The 13112-nt window shown below is 71.0% G+C and carries 9 protein-coding genes and 1 pseudogene; 4 read left to right on the forward strand and 6 right to left on the reverse strand.

Annotation, left to right across the window (positions count from 1 at the left end):
• Window positions 1-117: 117 nt before the first annotated feature.
• From MXD57_RS00715 to MXD57_RS00725, 3 genes and pseudogenes are all read right to left on the reverse strand, one after another.
• A pseudogene (locus MXD57_RS00715) lies at window positions 118-241 on the reverse strand (IS3 family transposase); the annotation flags it as partial.
• A 406-nt stretch (window positions 242-647) separates the two neighbouring features.
• Entirely contained in the window at window positions 648-1823 is a 1176-nt protein-coding gene (locus tag MXD57_RS00720; RefSeq protein WP_250399253.1) for a nitroreductase family protein, read from the reverse strand.
• 576 nt (window positions 1824-2399) lie between these two features.
• Window positions 2400-3905 carry an MFS transporter gene (locus MXD57_RS00725; RefSeq protein WP_250399254.1) on the reverse strand — a complete coding sequence of 502 codons (1506 nt, stop codon included), beginning with the start codon at window positions 3903-3905 and terminating at the stop codon, window positions 2400-2402.
• A gap of 137 nt (window positions 3906-4042) precedes the next feature.
• On the opposite strand from MXD57_RS00725, the gene MXD57_RS00730 reads away from it, so the two are divergent.
• A complete protein-coding gene (locus MXD57_RS00730) occupies window positions 4043-4846 on the forward strand; it encodes a TetR/AcrR family transcriptional regulator (protein ID WP_250399255.1) in 804 nt (267 codons plus the stop codon).
• On the opposite strand, the gene MXD57_RS32150 is transcribed toward MXD57_RS00730, so the two are convergent.
• Window positions 4841-5236 carry an RHS repeat domain-containing protein gene (locus MXD57_RS32150; protein WP_250399256.1) on the reverse strand — a complete coding sequence of 132 codons (396 nt, stop codon included), beginning with the start codon at window positions 5234-5236 and terminating at the stop codon, window positions 4841-4843. The two genes, MXD57_RS00730 and MXD57_RS32150, sit on opposite strands and share 6 nt — an antisense overlap.
• 56 nt (window positions 5237-5292) lie before the next feature.
• Here MXD57_RS32150 and MXD57_RS00740 point away from each other — a divergent pair, with 56 nt between their 5' ends.
• The 3 genes from MXD57_RS00740 to MXD57_RS00750 all read left to right on the forward strand — a co-directional run bounded on the left by MXD57_RS00740 (window position 5293) and on the right by MXD57_RS00750 (window position 7763).
• On the forward strand, window positions 5293-6342 hold the full coding sequence (locus MXD57_RS00740; protein WP_250399257.1) for an AraC family transcriptional regulator: 1050 nt from the start codon (window positions 5293-5295) through the stop codon (window positions 6340-6342).
• Between the two features lie 264 nt (window positions 6343-6606).
• Window positions 6607-6831: a hypothetical protein gene (locus MXD57_RS00745; RefSeq protein WP_250399258.1), complete on the forward strand. Its 225-nt coding sequence runs from the start codon at window positions 6607-6609 to the stop codon at window positions 6829-6831.
• Window positions 6828-7763, forward strand: coding sequence for an SDR family NAD(P)-dependent oxidoreductase (locus MXD57_RS00750; protein WP_250399259.1), 936 nt, complete (start codon window positions 6828-6830; stop codon window positions 7761-7763). Before MXD57_RS00745 ends, MXD57_RS00750 begins: the two co-directional genes overlap by 4 nt.
• Window positions 7764-7960: 197 nt before the next feature.
• On the opposite strand, the gene MXD57_RS00755 is transcribed toward MXD57_RS00750, so the two are convergent.
• Together MXD57_RS00755 and MXD57_RS00760 are read right to left on the reverse strand one after the other, a co-directional pair.
• Window positions 7961-10339, reverse strand: coding sequence for an acetyl-CoA acetyltransferase (locus tag MXD57_RS00755; protein WP_250399260.1), 2379 nt, complete (start codon window positions 10337-10339; stop codon window positions 7961-7963).
• 55 nt (window positions 10340-10394) lie between these two features.
• Entirely contained in the window at window positions 10395-12818 is a 2424-nt protein-coding gene (locus tag MXD57_RS00760) for a CaiB/BaiF CoA transferase family protein (RefSeq protein WP_250399261.1), read from the reverse strand.
• Window positions 12819-13112 lie beyond the last annotated feature (294 nt).

A 13112-nucleotide genomic window follows, 5' to 3' on the forward strand; every position in this document is an offset into this window, starting at 1 on the left:
TGGGCACCTGATGCGCTCCGGGCCCGGCGGAGGCTCCATGCGTTGACTCCGGCCGCCGGTCGGGGCTGGTGTCGGTGGAGTCGCGTCGCAACAGGTCAGCGGCCCGATCATGGCCGTCGTCCCGGACAGTGGTGCGGATCTTCTTCCCGCGCCGGGCTCCCTCCAGGCCCAGGTCGCGCATCGACCGTGCGACGGTGCGGCGGGCCACCGGTACGCCCTCGCGACGCAGCTGCCGCCAGAGTGCTCCGAGCAGGACAGGCTGCCGTCACGGCCCTCACCCGGCGCGGGTCCGCCCGGCACCTCTCCGGGCTCCGCGTCTCGCTCGGCATGCCCCGCGATGGCTTCTTCCGACCGCCACGACGGACGCGGCCTCGCCAGCCCTCGGCACCCCGCGCCCACGCCGATGGGCCTCTCCGCACGGGCGCCGAGGACCTCGCGCTGTACCGGGAGAAGTTCCGCCGCCGCCCACCGGAATCGCTGGACGAGCTGCACGGCCCGACCCGGGGCGCGGATCCACCACCGCACACGGCCTGGGCCGGGATGACGTCGCGCTACCTGGGCAAGCCTCGCCGGCGCATCGACCTGTACCGAACCGGCCCGCACGGCCTGGGGGCGACGGCGCCCGACGCCGATCCCGGCGCCCGGGACTATTCGGTTCCCCGGCGGCCGACCACCCAGCTCACGTCGTATCGCGGCAGCTCGGGGAGTCCCCGAACGCGTCGTGCCTCGGGTGTCAGAACGGCGAAGTGCCCGTCGAGCCCCAGAGCCCGGCAGCCTGCCTCCCAGTTCGCACACCAAATCCCCAGGGCCACCGCCGCGTAGTACCGCGACCCGGTGGAGGCGTGGAAATCGAACCGTGACGGCCTCTCCTCACCCGTCGACCGATCCGCCACCGCGACGCACCTGGTTGTCTGGCTGTTGAACGACGATGGCGCCCATTGGCACACCTCGTAGGAGCGCCCGTACGCCGCCCATGGCGGTCGGGTGACGTCCAGAGGCTTTCGGAAGTGCGGATCGGCGAAGAAGAGCGAGGTCAGCGGCAGGCGGCGGCGCTGGATCAACTGCATGCCGCGCAGCGCCAAGGGTTTGAAGGACGAGCGGTATCCCACGGCGCAGACACAGACGACGTGGTCCTCCTCGGGGTCGAATCTGTCGCCCAGATGTTCCACGATGCTCTTCTGGTCGGCGCCCGGACCGATCCAGCACGTCGCCAAGCCCATCCGCGTGGCGTGCAGAACGACGTGCTGCAGGCTTCGGCCGACGTCGACGACCGCCATGCGGTCGTACGTGCGGGGGGCGATCGCGACGAGGAACTCGTGGGCGCCCACGACCGGCCAGACGGTGAGCGAGGCCGCGACGTACTCGAAGCGTATGGGCCTGCCGCCGATCAATCGGTCGGGCATGGTGTACGAGCGGACGGCGTCCAGCAGTTCCGCACGGTGGTCCTCGGTCAGGTCCCGGGACTGGAACGACCGGCATGAGCGCCGAGCCCGCATGAGATCGAAGGCCCCGAGTCCGTCCCTGCGCTGGGGCAGGGCTTCGGTGGGGCGCAGCCCGAACTTCACCGTGACGAGATCGAAGACGAAGACCACGAACAGCAGCAACGCGACACCGGCCGGCAACCAGAGACCGATCCCCTGCAAGGCTCCGGTCGCCCGCCCCGCGGCCGCGACGAGGCAGAAGGCGAGCGAGGGAACCGCGTCGAGGATGTACTGCAGCCAACCGGTGAACTGGAGACGAGCCTTGAGACGTCTCAGGGAGGACGGCCGGGGCTTGGGTGAGGTGCTGCCGGTCCCCCTCGGGCGCATGCTGCTCTGAACCATTGCCATACCTCTCGTGCGATTGCCGCCCTCGTGGGCGGACTGCTCGTATCCGGTTTCCGGGGGCACGTCACGGCGCCTGCAGCCTGCGTGCCTTCAATGCGACCGCGGTGCGGAGCGCGTCGCGGGGAGGGGACCCGGATGTCCACGGTCTCTTCACCGGTCCCGCGCGGAGGCGGAGCTCGGAGTCCCTCGACCAAGTCGCCGAGCAGGTGGATGCTCTTGGCCCCGGCGTGGCTCCCGACAAGGACTCCGGGGGGCGCGGGCCGTCGCGGGCTGATGCTCGGGTCGCCAGGGACAGGAACCCGGTCACGACCCGCGGCTCACCGGCCGTTGCGCGTCGAGGCCCCGTTGGCGCTCCGAACCGAGACGGGCACCGGTGCTCGGTGGACAGGAGCGCCGTCGTGCCGCCGGTCCGGCAGGGCGGACTCGTGGGCTTCGGCGTCGCGCGGGGAAGGCTGCCGACGGCGATCGGCCACCGCCGCGGGCGCCGGGCTCCCGCGGACGCCCGCCCGCTGACCGGCACCTTCACGCGGCAGGCCCGCTACCCCCGGGGAGCGTGGTGGCCGGGCTCACGGCTCACTCCGGTGCCGGCTCCGGGCGCCGGAGCAGCAGCGCCACCGCCGCCATGGCGAGCAGGGCGGCCGCGCTGCTGCCGAGCAGGGCGAACTGCATGCCGTCGACGAAGGCCGCCCGGGCCCGGTCGGCCACGGGGCCTCCGATGGCGTTCGCGGCGGCCAGCGAGGACCGGGCCGCGTCGACGATCTGCGGGGGCTGCCCGGTGAGGTCCAGCCGATCGCGGTAGGCGGCGCTCAGGATGCTGCCGAGTACGGCGATGCCCAGCGCGCCGCCGACTTCCCGCGTGAGGTCGTTCATCGCGGAGCCGACACTCTGCAGGGCCCGGGGCAGGGCGCCGGTGATCGCCGTGGTGGCCGGGGTCATCGCCAGCCCCATCCCGATGCCGTTCGAGAACAGCGCGGCGGCGATCACCCAGTAGGAGCTGCCGCCGTCGAGCCGGGCGAGGACACCCATACCGAGGGCGACAGCCAGCAGTCCGACGACCCAGGGGCCCCTGGCCCCGAAGCGGGCGGCCAGGCGCGGGGTCAGCCGGGAGGACGGCACCATGCCGACGGACAACGGCAGCATGCTCACGGCGGCGACCAGGGCGCTGTCACCGCGCACCATCTGCAGGTACTGCATCGTCACGAAGATGAAGCCGAAGAATCCGAAGAACATGAGCGTCATCGACAGCGAACCGGCCGCGAAGCGCCGGTTGCGGAAGAGCCGCGGGTCCAGCAGCGGGTACCGCTGCCGCAGCTCCCAGACCACGAACCCGGCCAGCACCGCCAGCCCCAGGCCGATGCCGCCGAGGGTGACGGCGTCACCCCAGCCACGGGTCGGAGCCTCGATCACCGAGTACACGACAGCCGCCAGCCCCGCCACCACGAGCAGCGCGCCGACCAGGTCGATCGGCGGTGCGTCCGACTCGGCCGACTCGGGCACGTACAGGAGGGTGCCGACCAGGGCGACCAGTGCGAGGACGACGTTGAGCAGAAAGACGGAGGGCCAGGACCACAGCTCCAGCAGCAGCCCCGACGCCAGGATCCCCACCACCGCGCTGGCCCCGGCGACCGCGGCCCATACGCTGATCGCGCGGGCCCGCTGGGCACCTGAGAAGGTGCTGGTGATCGTGGACAGGGTGGCCGGCATGACCAGGGCGGCGCCCATCCCGAGCACTCCGCGCATGGCGATCAGCAGGTCGGGATCGGTGGTGAGCGCCGCCGCCCCGGAGCCGCCTCCGAAGATCGCGAGACCGGCGAGCAGTGCCCTGCGGCGGCCGAACCGGTCGCCCAGCGCACCTGCCGGCAGCAGCAGCGAGGCGAACGCCAGGCTGTAGGCGTCGATGATCCAGGACAGCTGGGTCTGGCTGCCGTGCGTTTCCCTGGCGATGTCGGGCAGCGCCACATTGAGCGAGGCCATCGCGGCTACCACGCCGCCCAGGGCGAGGCAGGTGATGACGAGGACGAGGGTGTTGCGGGCAGGGGGTGCGGCGCGGGCGGTGTCGAGAGGTTGGACGACGCTCATGCGATGTTCTTCCTGGAGTCCCGGCGGAGTGCCGGCGTCTTCTGGCTTTCGGACGTGGTCAGCCGGTGTGGCTGTCCGGACCCACGGTGGTGGCGCCGGAGACGGGATTTCCACCCTGATGAATAAGGGACGGGCCGGTGTCGGGGCTGCCGTCGGCCCGGACCCCTGCGGCACGGATCCGCGGTCTGCCCGGCGACGTGCGGTGGCGGCCGACAGCCTGCCGGCGGGTCGAGACGCCCGTCGGCAGGCGGCTCACCGGCCTGGTGGACAATATTTCAGTGGTGATGAATAAAGCCCCGCGCCGCGGTAGGCGGCCCGGCAGCCCGGACACCAGGACCGCGATCCTCGACGTCGCCCGCCGCCGTTTCCTCAACCAGGGCTACCACGCGGTGACCCTGCGCTCCATCGCGGCCGAGGCGGACGTGGACCTGGCCCTGGTCAGTTACTTCTTCGGCTCCAAGAAGGGCCTGTTCGGCGCGGCTCTGGCTCTGTCGGTCAACCCGGCGGACGTGGTGGCCCAGGTACTGGAGGGCGATCCGGCGACCTTTCCTCAGCGCGCGCTGCAAAGGGTGCTCGCCGCCTGGGACGATCCCGAGTCCGGTCCCGCCCTGCTCACGCTGTTCAGGAACACCATGCAGGACGACACCTTCGCGGCGCTGGTGAAGGAGGTCATCGAGCGCGAGATCGTCGACCGGGTAGCGGCGTCGCTCGGCGGCACCGCCGCCCGCCGACGCGCCATGGCCTTCTGCTCGCAGATAGCCGGGCTCATCGCCACTCGCTACCTGCTGCGCCTGGAGCCCATGGCCTCCATGACCCACGAGGAGATCATCCGCCGCCTCGGCCCGGCACTGCGCCAGAGCCTCAGCGACCCAGGCCGGAGCTTCCCGCAGAGAGCGACAGGTCAGCGGCGTTCACAGCGGGATTCCAAGGACACGTCATGAACGTCCGGAACAGGTGGAGGCACACCCCGACGAGTCAGCGACCACGGCCTCCTCGCCGGCCACCATCACGTCCTGCCCGCAGACAACCGCTGGGAGCACCCTCACGGCTCCCGGGTCGTCGTAGCCGAGGCCGTTCGTGGCGCCGAGCGGATCGGTACGGGACAGCAGGTTGCCGCTCGCGTCGTAGCGGAAGCGGGTGGTGTGGCCGAGGGCGTTCGTGGTGGCCAGGATGCGGCAGTGCGGGCCGATCAGGTGCCGGGTGGGACGGCCGCGACCCGATGCTCCCCGAGCCCAGACAGGCCGGCCACCGCGGAGTCGGGCTTCGGGCCGGCGTGTGACACCGAATGACAGTTTTGGGGCACCATCGGTCAGCAGGATCTCCGCCACCATGACTACATTGGAAGGGCCGAGGACACCCGTCGACAGCCCTCGGCGGAGAAGACAGCATGCGGACGATCACCCTCGACCGTGCGTGGAGACTCGCGCTGCACCAGGCAGGCCTCTCGGCCGACGAGGTCGCTCGCAAGGCGGGGCTTCCCGTGGACCTCCTGTCCCGCGATCCGGCGGTCGTTTCCGTGGATGCCTATCGCGCCATGTGGGAGGCCGTGGAGGGTCTCGGTGAGAACGACCCGACGCTTGCGGTGCGTCTGGGTGCGGAAGCCACGCCTGAGCTGTTCAGCCCCGTTCTGTTCGCGGCGTTGTGCAGCGGTGATCTGTGCCGGGCCATGGAGCGTATCCAGGCGCACAAGCCCCTGGTTTCACCGCAGCAGGTGGATCTTCGCCACACGCCTCTTGAGTTTGGTGTCTCCTGGCGCTGGCCGAAGGACGTTGCACCGATGCCCGCCCTCGAAATGGCGGCGCACGCCGTGCTGGTCACGCAACTGGCTCGCACGGGAACGCGCGAGCGGATCGCGCCGGTCGCGGTGACCATGCCCCGGCTGCCCAAGAACCTCGACGCGCTGACGGACTTCCTCGGTACCGCGCCCACCGCGGGGCCCGCAGGGGTGGTCTTCCGAGCCCAGGACGCCCGGCGGCCGTTCCTCACCGCGAGTGAGGCAATGTGGACCTTCTTCGAGGGCGAGTTCCGCCGCCGGTCGGAGCCGCAGCAGCAGGCGTCGACCGTCGAGCAGGTCCGAACCCACCTGCTGGAGTGCCTGCCCGCCGCGGAGGCCTCCATCGACGCGGTGGCCGCACGCATGGCGGTGAGCAGACGGACCCTCCAACGTCTGCTGGCAGCCGAGGGCACGATCTTCCGCGATGTGGTGCGCGACGTACGTGAGGAACTGGCGCGTCGCTACCTGTGCGACACCTCTGTCCCGCTCTCGGAGATCGCGTTCCTCCTGGGGTATGGAGAGGTCACGTCGTTCATCCGCGCCTTCCGCAGCTGGACCGGCAGCACCCCTCAGCGGTACCGGGGCGCCCGTCGGCACGACCTGGCACCGGGTGCCCGCCGAACGGCACCGCTTGGCACCCGCTCGACAGCACTGCCCTTCTAGGGTCGAGGTACCAAGCCGACCAGGTCAGGCAGCCGCCTCCACCGCCGGAGTACCTCTTATGCCCTACCACCCCGAACTCGCCGCCGAGCCCGCCGACTGCCGCATGGCGTCGGCCACCGGTGGACGGTGCCCCTAGTCAGGCGTTCCGACCGCACGGGGTGGTCCAGCCACCTCCGCGGCCACGACCACGGCGACCCGCCCCCCACCCGTTCGCCGTGCCTGCTCGCACGGAGAACCCAGTCGGCCCGCCTCCCAGCCGGATCGGTGTCGGGACCCTCGACCTGTTTCCACAACGAGTGCACGCACTACGCCGAACGCCTGAGCGGCGCCGGAGTCGACACCGAACTCCTCGGCGTGGAAAGCGCCTACCACGGCTTCGGCACCGGGCCCCAGGCACCCGTCAACAAGGACTTCGTCCAGGCCCAGCTCGCCCCCGTCGCGGCACGGCTGAGCCTCCCCGCCCCCACCCTCAGCCCGGAGAACTCATGAGCTGGTCAACGAACGACATCCCCGACCTCAGCGGCAAGACCGCAGTGGTGACCGGCGCCAACGGCGGACTCGGCCTCGCCTCCGCCAAAGCGCTGGCCGGAAAGGGCGCCCAAGTCGTGATGGCCGTACGCAACCAGACCAAAGCCATGGGTGCCCGCGAAGAGATTCTGGCCGCCCACCCGGACGCCGCACTGGAACTCGTGGCACTCGACCTTGCTTCGCAGGCGTCGGTCCGGACGGCCGCCGAGGAGATCCTCACCGGCCACGACCGCCTTGACATCCTCATGTGCAACGCCGGTGTGATGGCCCTGCCCCACGGCCCGACCGAGGACGGATTCGACACTCAGCTCGGCATCAACGTGCTGGGGCACTGGGCGCTGGTCAGCCACCTACTGCCCTTGATCGTGAGCACCCCAGGTGCCCGGGTGGTGACCCTGTCGAGTCTTGCCCAGCACCAGGGGCGCCCGCTCGACACCGCTGATCCACACATGCACAAGGACTTCGACACCTGGGCCATGTACGGCGCCACCAAACTCGCCATGCGGCACCTCGCCGTCGGCCTGCAACAACAGTTCGACGCAGCCGGTCTCGACGCCAAGGCACTGTCTGCGCAGCCCGGTTCGACGGACAGCGACCTTCAGATCGGCCACACCGCCCACTCCAGCGGCGGGCGCCTGGGCCGCCTCGCCGCCTTCATGGGCCGACACGGCATGTCCCCCGACCGCGGCGCACTCAGCCAGCTGCGCGCCGCAACCGACCCCCGGGCACCGGGCGGCGGCTTCTACGGCCCACGGTGGGCCGTCGCAGGACCCCCGGTACGACGCCCACTGCTCCGGCCGGGCAGCGACGCGGCGATCCGTACACTCTGGCAGGTCGGACGGACCCAAACGGGCCTCCCCATCGACGTCACCAACACGATCACCCATTCCTGACCCCCACCGCACCGGCCCCGTCTCCCGAGCTCTGGCGTTCAACACAGCACCCGCCGATCGTGAACTCGGCTCACAGCTCGACGGTTCCTTGGCCTCGGTTCAACTTCCGCTTATCTCTGTCAAGTTGCACTGCCACAGGGCGGTCCCGCCTGGCGAGGAACGGGATTCCCCGCACTACGGATCAGGGGCAGGGCCGGTCAGCGGTTCTTCCACACAGGTCGGCGCTTCTGGGCGAAGGCTGTCATACCCTCCAGGGCGTCCTGGCTGACGAGCAGTTCGTCGAGCGCCGCGGAGGGAGCGTCGACGGCGCTCACCGTGTCGGCAACGCCTTCGGTCTCCGCCATCACGCCGAGCGAGACGCGAACGGAGGTCGGGGAGCCGTCGAGGATCTGCGCCGCGAGCGCACGGGCTCCCTCCACCGCCGTCCCAGCGGGCACCACACGGTTCACGAGACCCAGTCCGAGTGCCTCGTCGGCCGTCACCTGACGTCCGGTGAGAATCATCTCCGTGGCGATCTTCCGCGGCACGGCCCGCGGCAGCCGTACGAGGCCGCCGGCTGCCGCCACCAGACCGACCTTCACCTCGCTGAGGGCGAAGGTGGCGGTCTCGTCCGCGACGACGAGGTGGCAGGCGAGTGCGATCTCGCATCCGCCGCCCATGGCATAGCCGTTCACCGCGGCGATGACGGGCTTCGTCATGTTGCGGCGCGAGGTGAGACCCGCGAAGCCGTTCTTCGGCATCCACAGGGGCTTGCCGGAGGCCGAGTACTTGAGGTCGTTGCCGGCGCAGAACGCCTTGTCCCCGGCTCCGGTGAGGATGGCCACCCACAGGTCGGGATCGGCGAAGTAGGCGTCGAATACCTGGTCGAGTTCGTCGTTCGCCCGGGGGTGAAGGCTGTTGCGCTGGTCGGGCCGATCGATGGTGATTTCGAGAAGGTGCCCCTCCCTGCGCACCGTGACGAACTCGTAGTCGTCGCGCAGGACGTGGTCACGACGGGGGGCGAGAGCGTTCATGCGTTCCTCGTCCGTGGTCACGCGATTACCGAAGCCGAAGGAGCGCACGTAGACCCGCCGGCCGATCGGTTCGCCGGTCGTCAGCAGGTGCAGCATCTCCTCGTCGTCCGCGTGGGTGCGGGCGAGGAAGCGGTGGTCGTTCGCCTCCAGCCGGCCGATCACCACGCCGCTGCGGCTTCCGTCGGAGCCGTGTTTGACGGTGTACGTCTCGATGGTGGCCCAGCCGTCGGCCCGGCGGGCCTCCGACGGGCCGTCCCAGGAATCGATCTGGGCCTGGAGATCGGCGGAGCGGTCGGGCCGCCAGGGGGTGGGGGTCGTGGAGTAGACGCCGGCGGAGTACTTGCTGAGCGCGCCCCCGTTCGCTCCGACCAGCCCGAAGGTGCCGGGGGAGGTGCGGGCGCGGTGGACGGTCTCCGCGATGGCGTGCATGGAGTAGTTGTTGCCGGCGCCGCCGAAGAACGGCAGGCCGCCGGTGAGTGTGAGGCCGCGGGGGTCGTCGGCGGCCAGGCCCAGGCCGTCCGCGACGTTCGAGACGGCGATGGGGAAGCAGCTGTACAGGTCGAGGGTGGCCAGATCGGCGGGGGTGATACCGGCGATCTCCAGGGCGTGTTCGGCCGCCATCACCGCGGCGGGGCTGCGGCTGAGGTCCGCGCGCTCCATCAGGTCGCGTTCGCGCAGGTCGGCGTGGCCGTGCAGGAAGACCCAGCGGTCCTGAGGTACACCGAGCCGGCGTGCGGTCGCCACGGACGTCAGCAGCACCGCGGCCCCTTGGTTGACCTTGTCCCGGGCCACGACGTAGCGCGTGTAGGGGTCCGCGATCAGCCGGTTCCGTTCGGTGACGGCGAGCAGTTCCTCGGCGGACCGCCTCACCGGGGCGGCCGAGTGGGGGTTCTTGGCGGCGACCTCGGTGAAGGGGGCGAAGAGTTCGCCCATGGTGTGGGCGTACTGCTTCGGGGACAGTCCGAGCCGGGCTCGTCGGGCGTTCTCGAACAGGGCGTACTGGCTGGGCGCGTCGGTCAGGCCGTGGGAAGCCTGGTTGGACGTGATGAGTCCCTTGAGACCCCAGCCCCGGTCCTCGAGCTGTCCTCCCACCCGTTCCGTGAAGTCGGGGCGGCCCTCGGACTCGGCGAGCGCCTGGACCGTGGAGATGGCCTCCGAGCCGAACAGGAGCACTGCGTGGACCTCGCCCCCGGCGATCCTCGCGGCCATCTCGTTGACGAGGTGCTGCGGAGCCTGTCCTCCGACGACCTCCAGAATCGCCCGGACGGGATCGGCTCCGATCCGCCGGGCGACAGAGCGGGGGTAGTTGTCGGACGCCCCGAGCGGGGGGCGCGCACCGGGTGTCGAGATCTCGAACTGCCGGACCCCGGCGACCGTGTCGATGGCAGAGGCGACGACGCCGGCGTCGGCGCCCGTGTCGGCCAGCGCCTCGTGTGCCGCCTGCACGGCGAGCTCGACCGGCGACAGCCGCCGATAGCCGGGCCCGTCCGGGCGCTCAGAGGACTGGCCGACACCCACAACAACGGGAGTGCGGGGGTCGAGAGTGTCGGAGGTGAACTTCATGAGGGGGACTCCTCGGAGGACGTGCGAAGGATGAACTCGATGGCCGTCGGCTGTGTCAGGGCAGAGGACGCTCCTCCTCCAGGACCTCCTCGGCCACCAGGAGGTCGATCTGCGCATCCGACAGGTCAAGCACTTCCCGGCAGAGTTCCCGGGTGTGCTGAGCCTGCCGCGGTGCCGGGTTCTGCGACGGCTCCGCCAGCCTCAGCGAGTGCGCCGGGCGCGCCTCGGCCACGAGCTCGTCCGGGATGTCGGGGTGGCGCATCGGAGCGAAGAAGCCGCGCGCCCTCAGGTGCGGGTCGTCGGGCAGCTGCGACACGCGCAGCATGGCCCCTGCTGCCACCCCGGAGCTCTGCAGCCGTCCCATCACGGCGTGCGGGGGATTCGCCGACGTCCAGTCGGTGAGGGCCCGGTCGATCAACTGACGATGGGCGAGACGTCCCGCGGCGTGGCTCAGGCGTGCGTCGGCGGCCAGGTCGGGGCGTTCGACGGCGGCGCACAGCGCCTGCCACTCGTCGTCGCCGTGAACGTCGACAGCGCACCACTCGTCGTCGCCCGCGCACGGATAGACGCCCTGCGGGGCATCGGTGCGGTCGGCGTCTCCGGCGGTGCTCAGGGAGCCCGGGGCGAGCGATTCCTGCAGCAGGAACTCCGCGAGCACGGCCAGTCCGATCTCCGCCTGCGATATCGAGACGGTCCCACCCTCGCCCGTCCGCCGGCGCCGGATGAGCTGGGCCAGGACCGCGCAGGCTCCCACCCGGCCGACCACGTGGTCGGGGAAGATGGTGCTGGCGTCGCCGAAGCCACCGTCCTCGCGGGGGTACCGCCACAGCCCGGTCACCGCCGTCGACGCCCGGACCAGGGGGCCGTACCCCATGCGCCTGCTCCACGGCCCCGAGGACCCCAGGGCGCTGCTGTCCGCCACGACGATGCGTTCGTTGACCTTGCGGAGTTCCTCGTAGCCCAGGCCGAGTGATTCCATGGTCCCCGGCTTGAAGTTGGACAGCACGACGTCCGCCTCGGCGACCAGTTGCTTGAACAGCTCCACGCCTCGCTCAGTACGCAGATTCAGGCCCAGGCTGCGCTTGTTGCGGTGCCCCCAGGCGAAGGAAGCACTGATCGGCTCACCGGTCAGCGTCTGGCGGCTGCCGTCGGGATAGGCGCGGTTCTCGACCTTGATGACGTCCGCCCCGTGATCGGCGAGCAGCCTCCCCAGCTCGGCACCGGCGACGATGACGCCGAGGTCGAGTACCCGCAGCCCCTGGAGAGGGTGGCGCCGCTCACCGCCGGTGCCGGTTGCGGCGGGGGAGGCCGCAGGCAGGTCCGCCAGTACCTGCCGGGTGTCCTCTCCCGCCTCCGGAGCCCGGTGCCGCCAGCCTGCACGGCGACCGTCCAGTTCCAGGAATCCGGTGGGCACGCGCCCCAGCACGCCGGGGGCGACCTCGGTGTCGGAAAGGGCGCCGCGTGCCAGGAAGTGATCGGCGGTGAGCACCTCGCCCGGCTCCAGGAGAGCGGCGACCGGCACACCGTGTCGCTGTCCCGCCTCGACCAGCTCCGCCCTGGTGCGGCAGGCGAACAGCTCCTGTACGCGTGGATAGATGGTACCCGCGGCCTTGAAGCGCTCACCGAGCGACTCGTATTTGGCGTCGGCGAGGTCGTCGGGCTCGCCGAGCCAGGCCCGCAGGCCGCGCCACTGCCGCGGGCTGAGGACGCAGATGCGCACGAATCCGTCTGCGCAGCGGAATATCGGGTACAGGGCGCTCGCGTCCGGGCGGTCACGGGGAAGGTCCGCGGCCCGTCTGCCGCCGGTGGCCGAGCCGCCGATGCCGTAGCCCGGGTCGATGACCTGGATGACCGCTTCGTGCACGGAGAAGTCGATGCGGTCGCCGACTCCCGTCTCCAGCCTGTTGCGGTAGGCGAGCAGTGCGGTCCATGCGGCCTGGTAGGCCGCGGCCTCCGTGGCCAGTCGCCCCGGTGGGGGCAGCGGCACCCGCCCGGGCAGGCCGAATCGGGACAGCGCGCCGGACAACGCGAGGTACACGCGGTCCGTCGCCCGCCACCCGCGGTAGGGTCCGCTCGCGCCGAAGGGGGAGAGCGCGACGGTGACCAGTGCGGGACTGCGGGCTTCGACCGCTTCGGGGTCGAGCCCCCACCGGGCCAGTGCGGCGTGGTCGCAGGCGTGGAGCCAGATGTCGGCTCCGGAAACCAGTTCCAGCAGCCGTTGACGCTCGTCGGCGTTTGCTGGGTCCAGAGTGACACTGCGCTTGTTGGCGTTGCGGGTCGCGAAGTGGAGACTGGTCCCTTCGTGAACCGGCGCCGCGGTGCGAGCGCGGGCACCGCCGGGCGGTTCGACCAAGATCACGTCCGCGCCGAGGTCGGCGAGGAGACGACCCGCCGCCTCGCCGAGTCCCTCCGTCATCTCGACGACCCGGATCCCGCTGAGCGGACCCCGTTCGGCGTCCTGGGCAAGTGACTGCTGCATCCCTGACTCCCTGATCAGCCGCTCACGAGCCGGCGCCGGCCGACGGCAGCCTGGAAGAGCCCGTGCGGAAGCCGCGTAGGGCGCAGAGCTGGTGAGTGGGCAACACGGGCGCGCCGGTCCTGGATCCGGTGAGTCCGGAATCCGGTTGCGCGTTACGGTTGTGTGAACGGCCCGTTCGCCACCGATGCTGGCACAGGGCCCAGCGCACTGACCATCGCCATTTTCAGCAGCCGCACGTGTCCCGTTCGGCAACGAGCACCCCTCCCCCACAGCCTTGGACCGGGCAGGGCGGAG

Origin of the sequence: Streptomyces cellostaticus (assembly GCF_023630175.1) — a bacterium.
GTDB classification, from domain to species: Bacteria; Actinomycetota; Actinomycetes; order Streptomycetales; family Streptomycetaceae; genus Streptomyces; species Streptomyces cellostaticus_A.

Bases quoted from the DNA above. Each gene is read 5' to 3' on its own strand.
- MXD57_RS00750 (WP_250399259.1), top strand. From the start codon at position 6,828: ATGAGCTGGTCAACGAACGACATCCCCGACCTCAGCGGCAAGACCGCA.
- MXD57_RS00740 (WP_250399257.1), top strand. From the start codon at position 5,293: ATGCGGACGATCACCCTCGACCGTGCGTGGAGACTCGCGCTGCACCAG.
- MXD57_RS00755 (WP_250399260.1), bottom strand. From the start codon at position 10,339: ATGAAGTTCACCTCCGACACTCTCGACCCCCGCACTCCCGTTGTTGTG.
- MXD57_RS00760 (WP_250399261.1), bottom strand. From the start codon at position 12,818: ATGCAGCAGTCACTTGCCCAGGACGCCGAACGGGGTCCGCTCAGCGGG.
- MXD57_RS00725 (WP_250399254.1), bottom strand. From the start codon at position 3,905: ATGAGCGTCGTCCAACCTCTCGACACCGCCCGCGCCGCACCCCCTGCC.
- MXD57_RS00720 (WP_250399253.1), bottom strand. From the start codon at position 1,823: ATGGTTCAGAGCAGCATGCGCCCGAGGGGGACCGGCAGCACCTCACCC.
- MXD57_RS32150 (WP_250399256.1), bottom strand. From the start codon at position 5,236: ATGGTGGCGGAGATCCTGCTGACCGATGGTGCCCCAAAACTGTCATTC.